Here is a 19,612-nt window from a genome sequence, read left to right as displayed (position 1 = left end):
CCCCATAGGAGAACCTCCATGCCGCTCAGCCTGCCCGCCCTCGAAGCCGCTGCCGCCATCGTCCACCGCAGCCTGCCGCCCACCCCGCAGATCCGCTGGCCCCTGCTGGTGGAGGCCCTGGGCTGCGAAACCTGGGTCAAGCACGAGAACCACTCGCCGGTGGGCGCCTTCAAGCTGCGCGGCGGGCTGGTCTACTTCCACCACCTGGCGGCCCAGGCGCCCTGCCCGGCCGGGGTGATCAGCGCCACCCGCGGCAACCACGGCCAGTCCATCGCCTTCGCCGCGGCGCGCCTGGGCATGCCGGCGACCATAGTCGTGCCCCACGGCAACAGCCGCGAGAAGAACGCCGCCATGCGCGCCCTGGGCGCCAACCTGATCGAGCACGGCGAAGACTTCCAGGCCTCCCGCGAATACGCCACCGCACTGGCCGAGCGCGACGGCCTGCACCTGATTCCCTCCTTCCACCCCTGGCTGGTGGCCGGCGTGGCCAGCTACAGCCTGGAGCTGCTGCGCGCCCTGCCCGGCCTGGACGTGTGCTACGTGCCGGTGGGCATGGGCTCGGGCATCTGCGGGATGATCGCCGCGCGCGACGCCCTGGGCCTGAAGACGCGCATCGTCGGGGTGGTCTCCAGCCATGCGCCGGCCTATGCGCTGTCCTTCGCCGCCGGGGAGCCGGTGTTCCACGCCACCAGCACGCAACTGGCCGACGGCATGGCCTGCACCACCCCGGAGCCGAACGCGGTGGCGATGATCCGCGCCGGCGCCGACCACATCGTCCAGGTCAGCGATGCGGAAATCGGCGCGGCCATGCGCCTGCTGTTCACCGCCACCCACAACGTCGCCGAGGGCGCCGGCGCCGCGGCGCTGGCCGCCGCCCTGCAAGAGCGCGAGGCGCTGCGCGGGCTGAAGGTGGGCCTGGTGCTCAGCGGCGGCAACGTCGACCGCGAGGTCTACGCCCGCGAGCTGTCCGGCGGCTGACCGTCCCAGTGCGCGCCCGGCCCCTGCTCCGCCAGCCTGTCGCCGGGGTTGCGCAGCGGGCAGCTCTCCAGCGACAGGCAGCCGCAGCCGATGCAGCCGTTGAGCTGGTCGCGCAGCAGCACCAGCTTGGCGATGCGCTCGTCCAGATCGTCGCGCCAGCGCGCTGAAAGCCGCGCCCAGTCGGCGGCCATGGGCGAACGCCCGCTGGGCAGGCTGGCCAGGGCCTCGGCGATCTCGTTCAGTGGAATGCCGACGCGCTGCGCCACCTTGATCACCGCCACCCGGCGCAGCACGTCGCGCGGGTAACGGCGTTGGTTGCCGGCATTGCGGGTGCTGTGGATCAGCCCCTTGGCCTCGTAGAAATGCAGCGCGGACACGGCCACGCCGGCGCGCCTGGCGAGTTCGCCGACGCTCAGTTCATGGGGTACGTGCAGGGCCTGGTGTTTTTTCGGCATGGCGGGCTTGACCTCAAGTTAAGTTGAGGTTTTACCCTCGCCAGCGTCTGCCTTCAAGCCCAGGAGCCCACCCATGATCATTCCCAGCGCCTACTGCAGCACCGACGCCGACCAGCCCGAGACCCCGACGCATTTCGCCCTGCTGATCGACATCGAGGTGGCGCCGGCGCAACAGCCCGACATCGCCGAGCGCCTGGGCCGCTACCTGGAGCAACTGCGCGAACTGTTCCACCAGGCGCCGGGCTACCTGGGCGCGGAACTGCGCGCCAGCGAAGACGGCCGCCACCTGCTCGGCTGCGTGCACTGGCGCAGCCGCGAGGACTGGGAAACCACCTGGGACTGCGCCGCCACGCGCAGCGAGCTGTTCAGCGACAGCCTGCTGCGGCTGGGGGCCAGGAGCATTCATTTCGACAGTTTCCTGGTGGCGGAGCGGTTGGCCTGAGGGGCGAAGCCGAGGCGCTCTTCGTAGGATGGGTTGAGCCTTGGCGAAACCCATGCGGCCGTGACGTTTCCCCTGTGGCGTATGCGGCCCATGGCCGCGAATCGCGCGCAGGGCGCGCTCCTACAGGTGAGTCCGGGGGTGCTCGCCTGCAAGGTACGCGAGCTGGCCACAGCGACCGGGTAGAGCCGCTAGGGCACGGCCCAGCACCAACCCTCGGCACTGGCCTGCAGTCGGCCGTCCAGCTCCAGGGCGGCGAGGAAGGCCTCGTCGTGGGAGACCACCAGCAACGCGCCACGGTACTGCCGCAGCAACGCTTCCAGAGCCTCCAGGGCCGGGAGATCGAGGTGGTTGTCCGGCTCGTCGAGCAGCAGCAATTGCGCCGGCTGTTCGGCGTACAGCTCGCAGGCCAGCGCCGCCTTGACCCGCTCGCCGCCGCTGAGCAGTGCCGTGGGCAGTTCGATGCGCGCGGCGCCCAGGCCCATCCGGGCCAGGCGCGTGCGCAGGTCGGAAGGCGCCATGCGGCGGTTGCGCTCCAGCAATGACTGCAACACCGAGCGATCCGCGCGCAGGCTGTGCAGATGCTGATCCAGATAGGCCGTGCGCACCGTCGTCTCGCAGTAGCCGGCGAGCGGCGCCAGGTGGCCGGCCAAGACCTTGAGCAGGGTCGACTTGCCGCAGCCATTCGCCCCGGTCAGGGCCAGCCGGCGAGGCCCGCAGAGCTGCAGATCGAGCGGGGCACGGCAGGTGCCGAAGGGCAGGCGCAGCCCTTCCAGCACGAGCACCCCGCGTTGAGCCGGCAGTTCGCAGTCCGGTGCGTCCAGCAGCACCTCGGCGTCCTGGCGCACCCGGGCGAAGGCTTCGCGAACCTCGTCGTCGAGTCGCTCGCGGCGCTCGCCGTGCTGGCTATGCAGCCTGGCGATGCTGGCCTGGCTTCGCTCCTTCTGTCGGTCCACCAGGATGGCCGCCTGATTGACCTCGCGGGCCTGATGCCGGCCCCTGGCCTGGCGGTGCTCCTGGCGCTCGCGCTGGGCCTGCATGGCGCGTTGCTGGCGTTCGCGCTCCAGCTTGCGCCGCTGCAATTCGCGCAGCGCGCCATCCCGCTCCAGGCGGTGCGCCTCGCGATAGGCGGAATAGCCTCCGGCGTAACTGCGCAGCCCATCCGCCGACAGTTCCAGGATGCGCTGCATGCCCTCCAGCAGCAGGCGGTCATGGCTGACCAGCAACAGGCCGCCGCGCCAGCGCTGCAACTGTTCGTGCAGGGCCTCGCGGGCGGGCCGGTCGAGGTGGTTGCTGGGTTCGTCGAGGATCAGGCAGTCGGCCCCGCTGAGCCAGGCGCCGAGCAGCGCCACCCGCGTGGCTTCGCCACCGCTCAGGCGCGCCGCCGGGGTTTCCGCCTCCAGGTGGCCGAGGCCGCAGGCGGTCAGCTCCGCCTCCAGGCGCTGGCGAACGTCCCAGCGGCCGTCGAGCAGTTCATAGTCCGCCGCGTCCACGCCACCGGCCTCGATACGCGCCAGGGCCTGCAAGGGAGCCGCCACGCCGGCAAGCTCCGCCACGCTGGCGGCGCCCGCCGGGTGCTGCGCCAGGTAGTGCACGCGCCCCTGGCGCAGGCAACGCCCGGCGCTGGGCGCCAGCTCGCCGGCGAGGATGCGCGCGAGCAGCGACTTGCCCACGCCGTTGCGCCCCACCAGGCCGGTGCGGCGTTCGTCGAGGCTTTCGTCAATATCGCGGAAGAGAATTTCGCCAGTGGGCAACTGGCAGGTGACGCCTTGCAGCGCCAGGGTGAAGGGGCTCGTCATACCGACTCCAATGGATGCCATGAATCCCCCAGGGCACACAGCCTGGGACGGAAACGGGCCGTGCGGGCACGGCGGCATCAATTGCGCATCGGACGAACACCTCGCGAAAGGAAATGAAGTGCGCACTATAAAGAGCGACAGCCACGGCTGTCAGCCCCCGGCGAGACGAACGGATTCAGTGCCGGCGCTGGCGCAGCCGGATTGGAAAGCCACCTGGGACTGCGGCACCTGAAAGGCCAGGAGCGTTCATTTCGACAGCTTCCTGGTGGCGGAGCGGTTGGCCTGAGGGCCGTCGCCGAGGCGCTCCTCGTAGGATGGGTTGAGCCTTGGCGAAACCCATGCGGTCGTGGCGATGGGTATCGCTTCGCTCAACACCATCCTACGCTGGAATTTCCGCGGCCCATGGCCACGAATCGCGCGCAGGTGGGTTCGGAGGTGCTCTTCGTAGGAGCGAGCTTGCTCGCGAATGAGCCCCGCAGCGGAGTCTGTTCGCGAGCAAGCTCGCTCCTACGAGAAGCCGGGGTTGCCCGCTCCTGCAAAAGAGCGACAGCCCCGGCGAGACGAACGGAATCAGCACGGGCGCTGGTGATTGCGCTGGAACGTCTCCTCGCCCATCGCCGCGATCTGCCCGTCGATCAGCGCCTCGAACGGCCGCAGCAGCGCGTCGAAGGACTGCGGTGCATCCAGCGCGTTCAACGCATGCACCACCGCCTCGATGGTCGACAGCGCGCCCTCGGCCGGTGCCTTGCGCAGGCGGTAGCGCGAGGTCAGGCCTTCGGGCAGCACCACCCGCGGCAGGGCCGCCAGGTTGGGGTTGAGGTGCAGCAGCTTGCGCGCCTTGCGCCAGGTGCCGTCGGGCACCACCAGCAGGCGCGGCCGGGTGGCCGGGCGGGCGGCCAGTTCGGCGAGGGGGATGGCGTTTTCGCCGGGGAACAGCAGCCAGGCGTCCTCGGCGGACAGGTCGAGGTCGCTGAAGTCCTCGCCCACCCGCAGTTCGGCGTTGGCCAGGCCGAGGGCCGCCAGGCGCGCGGTGTTCAGGGCGTGGCCGGTTTCGCTGGGGTGTTGCAGCAGGAGCACCCGGGTGCGGTTGTCCAGGCGCGGGATCAGCGCGCACAGGCAATGGCCGGCCGGGCGCAGGCAGCGTTCGCAGCGGGCGCGGCTCATGGCTTGCCCGGCTGCGTGCGCAGCAGGTCGCGGAAGTTCTGGATCAGCGGCTCGCGGGAGCGGCCGCGGCGCAGGATCAGCGAGAACGGCGCCTGGTAGCCGAAGGTGGCCGGCGACAGCGCGCGCAGCCTGCCCTGCTCCACCCAGGAATGTGCGTAGTGCTCGGGCAGGTAGCCGATGTAGCCGCCGGAAAGGATGAGGATCAGCTGCGCCTCCATGCTCTCCACCGTCGCCGCGCTGTGCTTGAAGCCGTGGCGCGCCAGTTCCGCCTGGCTCCAGTAGCCGCGGCCGACCATGCGCTGCTGGGTGATCAGCTCGGCGGGGATGCGCCGGCCGTCGAACAACGGGTGGCGGTCGCTGCAGTACAGCCAGTGCTGCTCGCGGTACAGCGGCTGGTAGACCAGGCCGTTCATGCGGCTGAAGAAGGAGCCGATGGCCAGGTCCAGGCGGTTGTCCAGCACCGCCAGTTGCAGTTCATAGGGGCTTTGTACCTGCAAGTGCAGGTGCACCGCCGGGTGCAGACTGCTGAACGAGCCGATGACGTCGGCCAGCGGCAGCGCCGGGTCGCTCACCGTGGAGTCGAGCACGCCGAGGTTGAGGGTGCCGCGCAGTTCGCCCTTCAGGGTCGCCGCGTAGCGCTCGAAGCCTTCCAGTTCGCCGAGGATGCGCAGGGTTTCCTGGTGGAACAGCTCGCCCTTGCTGGTCAGGCCGAAGCCGCCGCGACCACGGTGGCAGAGCACGATGCCCAGTTGGTTCTCCAGTTGGCTCATGTAGGTGCTGATGGCCGAGGTCGACAGGTTCAGCTCCTGCTGCGCCGAGGCGAAGCCCTGGTTGCGCACCACGCAGGCGAAAATCCGCAGAAGCTTGACGTCGGGCAGGGCGCTGGCGCTCATGAAGGGCTCCGCAATTCGGGGTGAAGGGGCTCCAGTTCAGCCCTCCCTGGACTGGCAATCGGCCAGACCGTCCGTCACTGCCCGGCCTGCAAGGCACATACGGCGGGCCCGGCGCCGCGGGGGCTGCGACAGGGCAGCGCAGTCTAGCCGTGGAAATAAGTTTAGAAAACTCTGAACTGATTATTTGTAGCCAGCGATTCTTCCCACTACCGGGCATGACCAGAATCCGGCCTCAGTATCAACAAGCCTGTTTCCACGAAAACAGCGAATCCCGTGAGGCCTACCCATGGACAAGAAACTCCACCAGCCCTTGGGCGGAAACGAAATGCCGCGCTTCGGCGGCATCGCCACCATGATGCGCCTGCCGCATATCCAGGCCCCCGAACAGCTCAACGAGCTCGATGCCGCCTTCGTCGGCGTGCCCCTGGACATCGGCACCTCCCTGCGCTCCGGCACCCGTTTCGGGCCCCGCGAGATCCGCGCCGAGTCGGTGATGATCCGCCCGTACAACATGGCCACCGGCGCCGCCCCGTTCGATTCGCTGAACATCGCCGACATCGGTGACGTGGCGATCAACACCTTCAACCTGCTGGAAGCCGTGCGCATCATCGAGGAGGCCTACGACAAGATCCTCGACCACGGCATCGTCCCGCTGACCCTCGGCGGCGACCACACCATCACCCTGCCGATCCTGCGCGCCATCCACAAGAAGCACGGCAAGGTCGGCCTGGTGCATATCGACGCCCACGCCGACGTCAACGACCACATGTTCGGCGAGAAGATCGCCCACGGCACCACCTTCCGCCGCGCCGTGGAAGAAGGCCTGCTGGATTGCGACCGGGTGGTGCAGATCGGCCTGCGCGCCCAGGGCTACACCGCCGAGGACTTCAACTGGAGCCGCAAGCAGGGCTTCCGCGTGGTCCAGGCCGAAGAGTGCTGGCACCAGTCGCTGGCGCCGCTGATGGCCGAAGTGCGCGAGAAGGTCGGCGGCGGCCCGGTGTACCTGTCGTTCGACATCGATGGCATCGACCCGGCCTGGGCGCCCGGCACCGGCACCCCGGAAATCGGCGGCCTGACCACCATCCAGGCGATGGAGATCGTGCGCGGCTGCCAGGGCCTGGACATCATCGGCTGCGACCTGGTCGAGGTCTCCCCGCCCTACGACACCACCGGCAACACCTCGTTGCTCGGCGCCAACCTGCTGTACGAAATGCTCTGCATCCTCCCGGGCGTACAGCGCCGCTGAGTGACCCCAAATGCATAACGACGCCTGCGTAGCACAGGTGCTGGAGGCTGCCCGCGCGCTCGTGGCAGCCTTCGCGCGCACCGACACTGAGGCCTACTTCGCGGCCTTCAGCGAAGACGCCAGCTTCATCTTCCACAACTGGCCGCAGCCGCTGCGCACCCGCGCAGCCTACCGCGAGGTGTGGGAGAGCTGGTTGCGCGACGACGGCTTCGAGGTCCTCGACTGCCAGTCCAGCAACACCTTCGTCAGCCTGCAGGGCGAGGACGTGGCGATCTTCAGCCACGACGTCGCCACGCGGCTGCGCATCCAGGGAACGGAGAGCCTGAACCACGAGCGGGAGACCATCGTCTTCCGCCGTGAACAACAACAAGGCCGCTGGCTGGCCGTCCACGAGCACCTGTCGCCTACGCCATGAGGCGGGACTTTCCCGGGAGGAAGTCATGGATAACAAGAACAACCAACATGCAATCACCACCATCGAGACATTCGGCGTCGAGCAGATTCCCGACGCCGAGCGCAACGCCACGCCCACCGACCTGTTCCGCATGATCTTCGGCGGCGCCAACACCTTCGCCACCGCCGTGCTCGGCAGCTTCCCGGTGCTCTTCGGGCTGTCGTTCCAGGCCGGTGCCTGGGCCATCGTCCTCGGCGTGCTGGTCGGCGCGCTGATCCTCGCGCCCATGGGCCTGTTCGGGCCGATCAACGGCACCAACAACGCGGTATCCTCCGGTGCGCACTTCGGCGTGCACGGGCGGATCGTCGGCTCCTTCCTGTCGCTGCTGACCGCCATCGCCTTCTTCTCGCTGTCGGTGTGGAGCTCGGGCGACGCCCTGGTCGGCGGCGCCAAGCGCCTGTTCGGCCTGCCGGAAACCGACCTCACCCTGGGTCTGGCCTACGGCCTGTTCGCGGTGCTGGTGCTGGTGGTGTGCATCTACGGCTTCCGCTTCATGCTGCTGGTCAACAAGATCGCCGTGTGGGCCGCCAGCCTGCTGTTCCTGCTGGGCGTGTTCGCCTTCGCCGGCCCCTTCGACGCCGCTTACGCCGGCAGCGTGCAGCTGGGCAGCGCGGGCTTCTGGGCCGCCTTCATCGGCGCCACCCTGCTGGCCATGAGCAACCCGGTGTCCTTCGGCGCCTTCCTCGGCGACTGGGCCCGCTACATCCCGCGCGAAACCTCGAAAAAACGCATCATGCTGGCGGTGCTGCTGTCGCAGCTGGCCACGCTGATCCCGTTCTTCTTCGGCCTGGTCACCGCCACCATCGTCGCCGTGAAAGCGCCGGACTACATCGCCGCGAACAACTACGTCGGCGGCCTGCTGGCCATCTCGCCGAGCTGGTTCTTCCTGCCGGTGTGCCTGATCGCCACCATCGGCGGCATGTCCACCGGCACCACCTCGCTGTACGGCACCGGCCTGGACATGTCCAGCGTGTTCCCGCGCCTGCTCAACCGCGTGCAGGCCACCCTGTTCATCGGCCTGCTGTCGATCGCCTTCATCTTCATCGGCCGCTTCGCCGCCAACCTGGTGCAGAGCGTGTCCACCTTCGCCGTGCTGATCATCACCTGCACCAGCCCCTGGATGGTGATCATGATCCTCGGCCTGATCGTGCGCCGCGGCTTCTACCACGCCGACGACCTGCAGGTGTTCACCCGTGGCCAGCAAGGCGGCGCCTACTGGTTCCACCACGGCTGGAACTGGCGCGGCATGGGCGCCTGGATCCCCAGCGCGCTGGCCGGCCTGTGCTTCGTCAACCTGCCGGGGCAGTTCGTCGGCCCGCTGGGCGAGCTGGCCGGCGGCATCGACATCAGCCTGCCGGTGACCCTGGGCCTGGCCGCCCTGCTCTACCTGGCGCTGCTGCGCACCTTCCCGGAATCCGCCGGGGTGTACGGCCCGCAGGGCCCGCGCTGGGTCGGCAGCCACGACCGCCCGGTGCTCGGCATCAACGAGCCGGCGGCCTGAACCCGCGACACCCGTAGTACCCGTGAGACGCCGACGGGCCGGTCGCCACCGGTCCGCCGGCCTACCGCCCGCCAGCCGCGGGCGGCAACAATGACAATTCGAGTGTGAGGAGCCGATCATGGCCTTGGATATAATCGTCGTTCTGATCTATGCCGCCGGCATGCTGGTACTGGGCTGGTACGGCATGCGCCGGGCGAAGACCCACGAGGACTTCCTGGTAGCGGGACGCAACCTGGGCCCGTCGTTCTACATGGGCACCATGGCCGCCACCGTGCTCGGCGGCGCCTCCACCGTCGGCACCGTGCGCCTGGGCTACGTCCACGGCATCTCCGGCTTCTGGCTGTGCGCCGCGCTGGGCGCCGGCATCATCGCGCTGAACCTGTTCCTGGCCAAGCCGCTGCTGAAGCTGCGCATCTTCACCGTCACCCAGGTCCTGGAGCGCCGCTACAACCCCATGGCGCGCCAGGCCAGCGCGGTGATCATGTTCGCCTACGCGCTGATGATCGGCACCGTCTCCACCCTGGCCATCGGCACCGTGATGCAGGTGCTGTTCGGCCTGCCGTTCTGGGTCTCGATCCTGCTCGGCGGCGGCGTGGTGGTGGTCTACTCGACCATCGGCGGCATGTGGTCGCTGACCCTCACCGACATCGTCCAGTTCATCATCAAGACCGTCGGCCTGATGTTCCTGCTGCTGCCGATCTGCCTGTATCGCGTGGGCGGCTGGGACGAGCTGGTGGCCAAGCTGCCGGCCAGCGCCTTCAGCTTCCACACCATCGGCTACGACACCATCATCACCTACTTCCTGATCTACTTCTTCGGCATCCTCATCGGCCAGGACATCTGGCAGCGCGTGTTCACCGCGCGCAGCGAGGGCGTGGCCAAGTACGCCGGCACCGCCGCCGGCGTGTACTGCGTGATCTACGGCCTGGTCGGCGCGCTGATCGGCATGTGCGCCAAGGTCCTGCTGCCCGACCTGGACAACGTCAACAACGCCTTCGCCGCCATCGTCCAGGCCTCGCTGCCGGACGGCATCCGCGGCCTGGTGATCGCCGCCGCCCTGGCCGCGATGATGTCCACCGCCAGCGCCGGCCTGCTGGCCGCCTCCACCACCCTGACCGAGGACCTGCTGCCGAAACTGCGCGGCGGCAAGACCTCCAGCCTGGGCATCAACCGCCTGTTCACCGCCCTCACCGGCGTCGTGGTGCTGGCCATCGCCCTGGTGGTGAACGACGTGATCAGCGCCCTGACCCTGGCCTACAACCTGCTGGTGGGCGGCATGCTGATCCCGCTGATCGGCGCCATCTACTGGAAGCGCGCCACCACCGCCGGCGCCATCACCAGCATGACCCTGGGCTTCGTCACCGCCCTGGCGTTCATGCTCAAGGATGGCTTCGACGCCAACACGCCGATCTACTACAGCCTGGCCGTCGGCCTGGTCAGCTTCGTCGTGGTCAGCCTGCTGTCGCGCCGCCCGCAGGCGGCCGCCAGCGTCGCCTGACGCGTACGCTGCGATGAACAAGGGCGCGGCGAGTCGATCTCCGCGCCCTCTTCGTTTGAGAATCCCCTCACCCACGAACAGAAAGGAACTGCCATGACCACCTGCGGCGAATTCCTCGTCAAGCAACTCGAAGCCTGGGGCGTGGATACCGTCTTCGGCATCCCCGGCGTGCACACCGTCGAGCTGTACCGCGGCCTGCCGGGCAGCGCCATCCGCCACGTCACCCCGCGCCACGAGCAAGGCGCCGGCTTCATGGCCGACGGCTACGCGCGCGTCACCGGCAAGCCGGGCGTGTGCTTCATCATCACCGGCCCGGGCATGACCAACATCCTCACCGCCATGGGCCAGGCCTACGCCGACTCCATCCCGATGCTGGTGATCAGCAGCGTCAACGAGCGCTCGCGCCTGGCCCACGGCAACGGCTACCTGCACGAACTGCCCGACCAGCGCGCCATGACCGCCGGCGTCAGCGCCTTCAGCCACACCCTGATGAGCGTCGAGGAGCTGCCGGCGGTGCTGGCCCGCGCCTTCGCCGTGTTCGACAGCGAGCGCCCGCGCCCGGTGCACATCGAGCTGCCGCTGGACATCATCACCGCCCCCGCCGGGCACATGCAGGTGCGCCCGCGCGTGCAACTGGCGCGCCCGGCCCCGGCGCGCTCGCCGCTGCACGAAGCGGCGGCCAAGCTGGCCAAGGCGCAGAAGCCGCTGCTGCTGCTCGGCGGCGGTTGCGTCGCGGCGCAAGCCGAAGCCCGCGCCCTGGCCACCGCGCTGGACGCCCCCACCGCGCTGACCGTCAACGCCAAGGGCCTGCTGCCGCCGGAGCACCCGCTGCTGGTCGGCAGCAACCAGTCGCTGGTGCCCGTGCGTGAACTGGCACTGGAGGCCGACGTGGTCCTGGCCATCGGCACCGAGCTGGGCGAGACCGACTACGACGTGGTGTTCGACGGCAACTTCCGCATCGGCGGCGAGCTGATCCGCATCGACATCGACCCGCAGCAGCTGATGCGCAACCAGGTCCCGAGCATCGCCATCCAGGCCGACGCCCGCACCGCCATGCGCGCCCTGCTGGAACTGCTGCCGGCCCGCGAGGCCAGCGCCGCCAGCCCCGGAGCCCAGCGCGCGGCCAAGGTGCGCGCGCAGCTGGCCGAGGACTTCAGCGGCTGGGCGCACTACCGCACGCTGTTCGGCAAGATCCTCGAAGCGCTGCCGGACGCCCGCTTCGTCGGCGACTCCACCCAGACCGTGTACAGCGGCAACCACCTGGTGGAACTGGACGGCGGCCGCCGCTGGTTCAACTCCGCCAGCGGCTACGGCACCCTCGGCTACGGCCTGCCGGCGGCCATCGGCGCCAAGCTCGGCGAACCGGGCCGCCCGGTGATCAGCCTGATGGGCGACGGCGGCCTGCAGTTCACCCTGCCGGAACTGGCCAGCGCCGTGGAGGCCAGGGTGGGCATCATCGTGCTGCTGTGGAACAACCACGGCTACGGCGAGATCAAGCGCTACATGGAACGCCGCGACATCACCCCGCTGGGTGTGGATATCTACACGCCGGACTTCCTCGCCATCGCCCGCGGCTTCGGCTGCGAAGCGGAGCGGGCGCGGGATTACGAGCACCTGCAAGAGTTGCTGCGCAATGCGCCGAGTGATCGGCCGTTGATCGTGGAAGTAATGGAGGCGGCGCCGTTCGCGCCTTGAGGCGATGGAGTGAGGCGCGGCAACCCTCTCCCCCCGCCCTCTCCCTGAAGGGAGAGGGAGCCTGTCCGTGCCCGCTGAAAGTCATGTCCAACTCATGCCAAGGCATCCGGCGAACACAGAAACCCCAGCACACGCCGAACGGTCCCCTCTCCCTTCAGGGAGAGGGTTAGGGAGAGGGAAAGCCCCCCCACCCGGCACCGCCCTCACAGGTATGCCACCCTGTAGGAGCGGGCCCTGCCCGCGAAATCGCGCGCAGGGCGCGCTCCTACACAAAACACAAAGACACCAGGCCCCACCATGAAAATCGTCACCCGCGACCGCTGGTTCGAAGTCCGCCACTGCTACGACGGCGTCAGCCTGATCCACGAGCCCTGGGTGCGGCCCTTCTACCGCTGCAACATGTGGCACATCCAGGGCCGCGAGCGCGACCTGCTGGTGGACAGCGGCTCCGGCCTGGTCAGCCTGCGCGAGCAGTTGCCCTGGCTCACCGAGCGGCCGCTGCTGGCGGTGGCCAGCCATACCCACTTCGACCACATCGCCGGCCACCACGAATTCCCCGAACGCCTGTGCCACCCGGCCGAGGCCGACATCCTCGCCAGCCCCGACGGCGAGAGCACCCTGGCCACGGCCTTCGTCGGCGACGAGATGTTCGAAGCACACCCGGACTGCCCGCTGTGCTACGCCGAGTACCGGGTGAAGGCCGCGCCGGCCACGCGCACCATCGATGAAGGCGACGTGCTCGACCTAGGCGACCGCGTGCTGGAGGTGCTGCACACCCCCGGCCATTCACCGGGCGGCATCAGCCTGTGGGAAGCACGGACGCAGACGCTGTTCTCCGGCGACATCGTCTACGACGGCCCGCTGATCGAGGATGCCTACCACTCCAACCTGGACGACTACGCCCGCAGCCTGGAGCGCCTGCGCCAACTACCGGTGCGCACCGTGCACGGCGGGCACTTCCCGAGCTTTTCCGGGGAACGCCTGCGGCAGATCATCGACGAGTGGTTCGCGGCCCACGGCTGAAATACCGGGGCTCAACGCAATCTGCCCGCGTGAGCGGGCAGAAGGTGTGTCCAGCAGATGCTTCAGGAGTCAGCGTCGGCGTTGCTGTGTGTAGCGCCGTTGCTCATCGCTTGGAATGGGAATGGGTTGCAGGCGCGGAGGCTCGATGAGGCCGAGCGTGACACCCAGTTTCCATGCCAGGGTTTGCAGCCAGAGTTTCATGGGATGCCTCCTTTGCGGCGGAAGGGTCGGGCGGCCCGCTTCCGGGCCGCCCTAAGAGTAGAGTAGCCCGGCGTCCCACTCTCCGCCCGTGCCACTCACTCCTTGCAACAAAGACTACGCGTCGGCCGGCCGCGATCCGCTGACCTGGATCAAGTTCAGGCACGCTTGCCGCGCAATGCCCGACGCACCCACGCCTCGCAACTGACCAGGGAAATCCCCGCCAGCACCAGCGCCGCCCCGGCGACGAAGTTCCAGGCCAGCGGCTCGTGCAACAGCAGCACGCCGAAGGCGATGCCGAACAGCGGCGTCATGAAGGAGAACACCGCCAGGTTCGACGCCAGGTAGCGGCGCAGCAGCCAGAACCAGGCGAAATAGCTGAAGAAGGACACCACCACGCCCTGGAACAGCACGCTGCCCACGCCCAGCGCGGTGAAGCGCACGTTGCCGAACTCGCCCAGGGCCAGGGCGATGAAGGGCAGCAGCAGCGCGGCGGCGAACAACTGGTAGAACAGCGTCAGGCTGGTCGGCGCCTCCGACAGCCGCGTGCTGCGCACCACCACCGTGGTGGCGCCCCAGGACGCCCCGGCGAGCACGCCGAAGAAATCCCCCAGCAGCATGCGGCTGTCCATGTGCCGCAGGTCGAAGCCGCCGCCGAAGCACAGGGCGATGCCGCCGAAGCACACCGCGATGCCCAGCCACTGCAGCGGCCGCAGGCGCTCGCTGGGCAGCAGGAAGTGCAGGCCCAGGGCGGAGAAGATCGGCGCCGTGTAGATGAACACCGCCATGTGCGAGGCGCTGGTGTACACCAGGCCCTGGGCGATGAACAGGAACTCCATGGCGAACAGCAGCCCGGCCAGCGCGCCGCCGGCCAGGGTGCCGCCCGCGGCCTTCCAGTCGCCGCGCCAGAGCACCAGCAGGCCCACCAGCGTGGCGGCCAGCAGGTTGCGGGCGAAGGCCTGCATGATCGGCGCTATGTCGCCGGCGGCGAGCTTCACCGCCACCTGCTGCACGCCCCAGATCAGGCACAGCAGCAACATCGCCTGCAGGGCGAAGGCATCGGCGCCCTTGCGCGGGGGTAGCGGCGTCATATGCACCTCCGCAGTCCGGGCGAAGGAAGGGAGCAACGGCAGCAAGGCAGTTTCATGGCAAGGCTCGGCAGTGAGCGGGCACCAAGACGAGGAAACGGCGGTACCCCAAGGGTATACCGCCGATTATTCCAGTTAAGCGACGAACGGCACCAGCGCAAATCCGACACCGCCGGCCGCCAGGGCGTCAACTCACTGCCCGGTCTTGACCTTGCTCCAGGTGCGGGTGCGGATGCGCTCCAGCTTCGGCGGCAGCATCTCCACCGAGTACAGCCTGGCCTGCACCTCGGCCGGCGGGTAGACGTTGGGGTTGTCGCGCAGGTCGGCGGAAATCAGCTTGTCCGCCGCCTGGTTGGGGTTGGCGTAGGCCACGTAGTCGGAGATCGGCGCCACCACCTCCGGGCGCAGCAGGTAGTTGAGGAAGGCGTGGGCCTGCTCGACGTTCTGCGCGTCCCGGGGGATGGTCAGCACATCGAACCAGGCCGCGGTGCCCTCCTTGGGAATGCGGTATTCGATGTGGATGCCGTTGTTCGCTTCCTTGGCGCGGTTGGCCGCCTGCATGGCGCCGCCGGACCAGGCCATGGCCACGCAGACGTCGCCGTTGGCGAGGTCGGTGACGAACTTCGAGGAGCTGAAGTAGGTGATGTACGGGCGCAGGCTGCTCAGCAGCGCCTCGGCCTTGGCGTAATCCGCGGGGTCGTGGCTGTTCGGCGACAGCCCCAGGTAATGCAGGGCCTCGGGGATCACCTCGGTGGGCGAGTCGAGGAAGGCCACGCCGCACTGCTTGAGCTTGGCGAGGTTCTCCGGCTTGAAGATCAGGTCCCAGGAATCCACCGGCGCGTCGGCGCCGAGGATGGCCTTCACCTTGTCGACGTTGTAGGCGACGCCGTTGGTGCCCCACATGTACGGCATGGCGTACTGGTTGCCCGGGTCCTTGCTCTCCAGCACCTTGAGCAGCGCCGGGTTGAGGTTCTTCCAGTTCGGCAGCTTGCTCTTGTCCAGCTTCTGGAACACGCCGGCCTTGAGGTAGTTGGGCAGGAAGCTGTCGCTGGGCACCACCAGGTCGTAGCCCGAATGCCCGGAGAGCAGCTTGGCCTCCAGCACCTCGTTGCTGTCGTAGACGTCGTACTTGGGCGCGATGCCGCTGTCCTTCTGGAAGCCCTTGAGGGTGTCCGGGCCGATGTAGTCGAACCAGTTGTAGATGCGCACCACCGGTTCGGCGCTGGCGCTGCCGGCGGCGGCCAGCAGCGCGGCGCCGAGCAGGCCGCGGATGATCTTGTTGTTCTTGCGCATGAGTCGCTCCTCGAAACGGCGCGCCCTTAGAGCCTGTTTACGATCTCGCGAGCTAGAGCAGAACAAGGCAAAAACAGGCGAGGGAGCGGAGTTTAGGCCGCTAAATGAGCATCGCTCGCCTGTTTTTAACGCAGTTATGCCGACGCGCAGCAGATCGTAGACAGGTTCTTAGCGGGCGGCGCCCTCGTAACCTTGCAGGACGTTGACCGCGTTGACGCCGATGGCCTCGACCGCGTAGCCGCCTTCCATGATGAACAGCGTCGGCAGGCCGAGGGCGGCAATGCGTTCGCCCATGCGCAGGTAGTCCGGGGAGTCCAGCTTGAACTGGGAAATGGGGTCGTCCTTGTAGGTGTCCACGCCCAGGGACACCACCACCGCGTCCGGCGCGTAGGCGGCGATCTTGCGGCAGGCGTCTTCCAGAGCGGCGGACCAGCCGTCCCAGCCGGTGCCGTGGGCCAGCGGGTAGTTGTGGTTGAAGCCTTCGCCCGCGCCTTCGCCGCGCTCGTCGGCGTGGCCGAGGAAGTACGGGTACTCCACCAGCGGGTCGCCGTGGATCGAGGCGAACAGCACGTCGCCGCGGTTGTAGAACAGCTCCTGAGTGCCGTTGCCGTGGTGGTAGTCGACGTCGAGGATGGCCACGCGCTGGGCGCCCTGGTCGAGGAAGGCCTGGGCGACGACGGAGGCGTTGTTGATGAAGCAGTAGCCGCCCATGAAGTCGCTGCCGGCGTGATGGCCCGGCGGGCGGCACAGGCCGAAGGCGGTGCGCGCGCCCTGGCGCATGTGATCCTGGGCGGTCAGCGCGACCTGGGCCGAGCTGTACACGGCCTGCCAGGTGCCGGCGGTGATCGGCGCCTCGGTGTCGAAGCTGTAGTGACCCAGCTCGCCCATCAGGGCAGTGGGGATGGGGCCGTCGCGGCGCAGGCGGCGGCCCGGGAAGGTGGTGGAGACCAGGTCGCCGCTGTGGCCCTCGGCGGCCCAGCGGGCCCAGGCGCCCTTGAGGAAGGCGACGTACTTCGGATCGTGCACGCGGTGGATGGCATCCAGGCCGAAATCCTTCGGCGCGATGATCTCGCCGAGCTGCTGCGACTTCACCCGGGCCAGCACGGTGTCGGCGCGGCTGGGCATTTCGAAGCAGGGCTGGAGCTTGCCATCGACCAGTTCGGACTGGCCGAAATGCAGGCGGTGATCGTCGCTGTAGACGGTCAGCATGAGTAAAACCTCTCGGCTTTGTTGTTCTTGGTGGGGGGATTCTGCCCATTCGGGCGGCCTCGGCTGAACGGTGGCGGCGGCCAAAAGGGGATAGATATGGCCAACATTTATGGCCCTTTACTACAGCGAACCTGCGTATCCACGCCGGCTCGCTATGCTCTGGGGAATGGCTGCCGGCCCCATCGGTCGAACGGCATGCACCTGGCGAAGGAAGAAGAGATGTCGGGGGACCGCAAGATCCTGCTCCGTTGCCTGTTGATCCTGAACCTGTTCTGCGCCGGCTGGGCCCTGGCCGCGCCGGCCCCGGGCCTGCCCGCCGACGAGTTGCCGACGCTGGCCGACGACGCCGGCCTGCCAACCCTGGCCGAGCGCCTGGAAAGCATCCGCCAGGGCGTCTCCGAGCAGGTCGGCGACGACGAGCTGGCGCGCCTGCGCCTGGCCACCCTGGAGGTGCAGAGGATGGCGGGTGAGCGCGGCGACGAGCTGCAGGCCCGCCTCGACCGCCTGTCCGACCAGCTCAACGTGCTCGGCCCGCCGGTCGCGGGCGAGGCCGCCGCTCTGGCACTGCAGCGCACCGAGCTGAACCAGCAGAAGGCCGAACTGCAGGCCCAGGCCACCCAGGCCGCGCAGATCCTGCGCTCGGCCCAGGACCTGGCCGCGCAGATCGTCAACCTGCGCCGCAGCCTGTTCAACTCGCAGATCGCCACCCGCTCCGCGCCGCCCTTCAGCCCCGTCTTCTGGTCCACCCTGACGCGCCCCACCGAGGACGACCTGGCGCGCCTGCGCAACCTGGGCGACAAGCTCACCGCCAGCCTGGAGGACACCTGGCATGGTGCGCGCCTGCCGCTGCTGGCCTGCCTGGTCGCCGCCGCACTGCTGTGGATACCGGGCCGGCGCCTGCTGGAAAGGTTCGCCGGCTACCTGGCCAGCCACTTCATCCCCGAGGGCCGCCTGCGCCGCAGCAGCCTGGCCCTGGCCATCGCCCTGGCCAGCGTGGTCACCTTCGGCGGCGCCGCCGCGCTGGTCCACCAGGGCCTGGACTGGAACGAGGGCCTCGACAACGGCCTGGCCAGCCTGGCCGGGCAGATGGTCACCCTGGCGGTGTTCAGCGCCTTCATCACCGGCCTGGGCCGCGCCCTGCTGATGGTCAGCCGGCCCTCCTGGCGCCTGCTGCCGATCCCGGACACTGCCGCCAGGGCGGTGGCCCACTTCCCCGGGCTGCTGGCGCTAGTGGCCATGCTGCTCGGCGCCCAGGACCGCATCAACAGCGCCATCGGCGCCAGCCTGGCGCTGACCGTGGCGGTCAACGGCCTCACCGCGCTGCTGATCGCCGTGCTCTTCGGCATCGCCCTGCTGCGCCTGCGCCGCAGCGACGAGGAGGACGAGGAACACCCGCGCCCGGCGCTGGCCGGGGTGATCCACCTCATCGCCCTGCTGGTGGTGCTGCTGATCGTCCTGGCGCTGCTCAGCGGCTACCTGTCGCTGGCCTTCTACCTGGCCACCAAGCTGCTGTGGATCAGCGCCGTGGCGGCGACCGGCTACCTGATCACGGCCTTCTTCGGCGACCTCTGCGACACCCTGCTGTCACCGCGCCAGGCCAGCGGCAAGACCCTCGCCCGCGCCCTCGGCCTGTCGTCGCAGCACCAGGCCCAGGCCGCCACCCTGCTGTCCGGGGTGGGCCGCACCCTGCTGGTGCTGATGACGCTGATGGTGATGCTCTCGCCCACCGCCAGCACCCCCGACGAACTGCTCGCCGGCGTCGAGCGCCTGGCCCAGGGCGGCCAGGCCCTGGGCAACCTGAACATCGTCCCGCAGGACATCCTGCTGGCCCTGCTCACCCTGCTCGGCGGGCTGTTCGCCCTGCGCCTGCTCAAGCGCTGGCTGGCCGAGCGGCTGCTGCCGGAAACCAGCATGGACGCCGGCATGCGCGCCTCGCTGGTGACCCTGGTCGGCTACCTCGGCTTCGTCCTGCTCGGCCTGCTGACGCTCTCGGCCCTGCGCATCAACCTGACCAGCCTGACCTGGGTGGTCAGCGCCCTGTCGGTGGGCATCGGCTTCGGCCTGCAGGCCATCGTGCAGAACTTCATCAGCGGCCTGATCCTGCTCACCGAGCGCCCGGTGAAGGTCGGCGACTGGGTCAGCCTCGGCGGCGTGGAGGGCGACATCCGCCGGATCAACGTGCGCGCCACGGAAATCCAGCAGTCGGACAACTCCACGGTGATAGTGCCCAACTCGCAACTGATCACCCAGAACGTACGCAACGTGACCATGGGCGGAGCCCTGGGCAGCGTCGGCATCAGCCTCACGCTGCCGCTGGACACCGACGTGCACAAGGTCCGCGAACTGCTGCTGGCGGCCTACGCCGAACACCCGGCGATCCTGGAAACCCCCAGGCCCTCGGTGAGCTTCACCCAGCTCACCGAGCAGGGCCTGACGCTGGCGGCCAGCGGCAGCGTCAGCAGCCCGCGGGGGGTCTCCAGCGCCCGGAGCGATCTGCTGTTCACCATCTTCGGCAGGTTGCGCGAGGAAGGCATCAGCCTGGTGGCGCCAAGGAGTTTGCGGTTGGTGGGGAGTGATGGAAGGTTGGTGGAGGATGCTGCTTCGGGTGAAAAGCCAAAGCCTGAGAGCCCCTCTCCCCAGCCCTCTCCCTGAAGGGAGAGGGAGCCGTTCGGTGTGAAG

General features: G+C 68.7%; 17 protein-coding genes. 9 read left to right on the top strand and 8 right to left on the bottom strand.

The window, feature by feature from the left end:
• Positions 1 to 18: 18 nt before the first annotated feature.
• Complete coding sequence (locus QSJ95_RS23385) at positions 19 to 978, top strand: threonine dehydratase (RefSeq protein ID WP_069863916.1); 960 nt, start codon at positions 19 to 21, stop codon at positions 976 to 978.
• On the opposite strand, the gene soxR is transcribed toward QSJ95_RS23385, so the two are convergent.
• Complete coding sequence (gene soxR, locus QSJ95_RS23380; RefSeq protein WP_052267625.1) at positions 951 to 1,433, bottom strand: redox-sensitive transcriptional activator SoxR; 483 nt, start codon at positions 1,431 to 1,433, stop codon at positions 951 to 953. The genes QSJ95_RS23385 and soxR overlap by 28 nt on opposite strands.
• A gap of 73 nt (positions 1,434 to 1,506) precedes the next feature.
• On the opposite strand from soxR, the gene QSJ95_RS23375 reads away from it, so the two are divergent.
• On the top strand, positions 1,507 to 1,875 hold the full coding sequence (locus tag QSJ95_RS23375; RefSeq protein WP_285645600.1) for an antibiotic biosynthesis monooxygenase family protein: 369 nt from the start codon (positions 1,507 to 1,509) through the stop codon (positions 1,873 to 1,875).
• A 188-nt stretch (positions 1,876 to 2,063) separates the two neighbouring features.
• Here QSJ95_RS23375 and QSJ95_RS23370 read toward each other — a convergent pair whose 3' ends face one another.
• From QSJ95_RS23370 to QSJ95_RS23360, 3 genes are all read right to left on the bottom strand, one after another.
• Positions 2,064 to 3,671: an ABC-F family ATP-binding cassette domain-containing protein gene (locus tag QSJ95_RS23370; RefSeq protein WP_285645599.1), complete on the bottom strand. Its 1,608-nt coding sequence runs from the start codon at positions 3,669 to 3,671 to the stop codon at positions 2,064 to 2,066.
• Between the two features lie 570 nt (positions 3,672 to 4,241).
• Complete coding sequence (locus QSJ95_RS23365) at positions 4,242 to 4,835, bottom strand: tRNA-uridine aminocarboxypropyltransferase (RefSeq protein WP_285645598.1); 594 nt, start codon at positions 4,833 to 4,835, stop codon at positions 4,242 to 4,244.
• Entirely contained in the window at positions 4,832 to 5,728 is an 897-nt protein-coding gene (locus QSJ95_RS23360) for a LysR family transcriptional regulator (RefSeq protein WP_009623521.1), read from the bottom strand. The genes QSJ95_RS23365 and QSJ95_RS23360 overlap by 4 nt, the downstream gene beginning before the upstream one ends.
• 286 nt (positions 5,729 to 6,014) lie before the next feature.
• On the opposite strand from QSJ95_RS23360, the gene speB reads away from it, so the two are divergent.
• From speB to QSJ95_RS23330, 6 genes are all read left to right on the top strand, one after another.
• The gene (speB, locus tag QSJ95_RS23355; RefSeq protein ID WP_058072822.1) at positions 6,015 to 6,974 is read left to right on the top strand and encodes an agmatinase; all 960 of its coding nucleotides are present in this window, start codon (positions 6,015 to 6,017) and stop codon (positions 6,972 to 6,974) included.
• 10 nt (positions 6,975 to 6,984) lie between these two features.
• Positions 6,985 to 7,389, top strand: coding sequence for a YybH family protein (locus QSJ95_RS23350; RefSeq protein ID WP_009623523.1), 405 nt, complete (start codon positions 6,985 to 6,987; stop codon positions 7,387 to 7,389).
• A gap of 25 nt (positions 7,390 to 7,414) precedes the next feature.
• The gene (locus QSJ95_RS23345; RefSeq protein ID WP_285645596.1) at positions 7,415 to 8,929 is read left to right on the top strand and encodes a purine-cytosine permease family protein; all 1,515 of its coding nucleotides are present in this window, start codon (positions 7,415 to 7,417) and stop codon (positions 8,927 to 8,929) included.
• Between the two features lie 118 nt (positions 8,930 to 9,047).
• Positions 9,048 to 10,427: a sodium:solute symporter family protein gene (locus QSJ95_RS23340; protein ID WP_009623525.1), complete on the top strand. Its 1,380-nt coding sequence runs from the start codon at positions 9,048 to 9,050 to the stop codon at positions 10,425 to 10,427.
• A gap of 93 nt (positions 10,428 to 10,520) precedes the next feature.
• Positions 10,521 to 12,122, top strand: coding sequence for a 5-guanidino-2-oxopentanoate decarboxylase (locus tag QSJ95_RS23335; RefSeq protein ID WP_285645594.1), 1,602 nt, complete (start codon positions 10,521 to 10,523; stop codon positions 12,120 to 12,122).
• Positions 12,123 to 12,419: 297 nt separating this feature from the next.
• Complete coding sequence (locus QSJ95_RS23330; protein WP_285645592.1) at positions 12,420 to 13,145, top strand: MBL fold metallo-hydrolase; 726 nt, start codon at positions 12,420 to 12,422, stop codon at positions 13,143 to 13,145.
• Positions 13,146 to 13,214: 69 nt separating this feature from the next.
• On the opposite strand, the gene QSJ95_RS23325 is transcribed toward QSJ95_RS23330, so the two are convergent.
• From QSJ95_RS23325 to QSJ95_RS23310, 4 genes are all read right to left on the bottom strand, one after another.
• Positions 13,215 to 13,346: a PA1414 family protein gene (locus tag QSJ95_RS23325; protein WP_285645591.1), complete on the bottom strand. Its 132-nt coding sequence runs from the start codon at positions 13,344 to 13,346 to the stop codon at positions 13,215 to 13,217.
• 155 nt (positions 13,347 to 13,501) lie between these two features.
• Entirely contained in the window at positions 13,502 to 14,434 is a 933-nt protein-coding gene (locus QSJ95_RS23320) for a DMT family transporter (protein ID WP_043312810.1), read from the bottom strand.
• A gap of 189 nt (positions 14,435 to 14,623) precedes the next feature.
• Positions 14,624 to 15,724: an extracellular solute-binding protein gene (locus tag QSJ95_RS23315; protein WP_285645588.1), complete on the bottom strand. Its 1,101-nt coding sequence runs from the start codon at positions 15,722 to 15,724 to the stop codon at positions 14,624 to 14,626.
• Positions 15,725 to 15,892: 168 nt separating this feature from the next.
• Entirely contained in the window at positions 15,893 to 16,933 is a 1,041-nt protein-coding gene (locus QSJ95_RS23310) for a histone deacetylase family protein (RefSeq protein WP_285645585.1), read from the bottom strand.
• Positions 16,934 to 17,152: 219 nt separating this feature from the next.
• Here QSJ95_RS23310 and QSJ95_RS23305 point away from each other — a divergent pair, with 219 nt between their 5' ends.
• On the top strand, positions 17,153 to 19,585 hold the full coding sequence (locus QSJ95_RS23305; RefSeq protein ID WP_285645583.1) for a DUF3772 domain-containing protein: 2,433 nt from the start codon (positions 17,153 to 17,155) through the stop codon (positions 19,583 to 19,585).
• Positions 19,586 to 19,612 lie beyond the last annotated feature (27 nt).

The organism is Pseudomonas sp. NBRC 100443 (assembly GCF_030268185.1).
Taxonomy (GTDB): Bacteria; Pseudomonadota; Gammaproteobacteria; order Pseudomonadales; family Pseudomonadaceae; genus Pseudomonas; species Pseudomonas citronellolis.
Note: the sequence above shows the minus strand (reverse complement) of the source record. Positions and strands in the feature narration are given on the sequence as shown.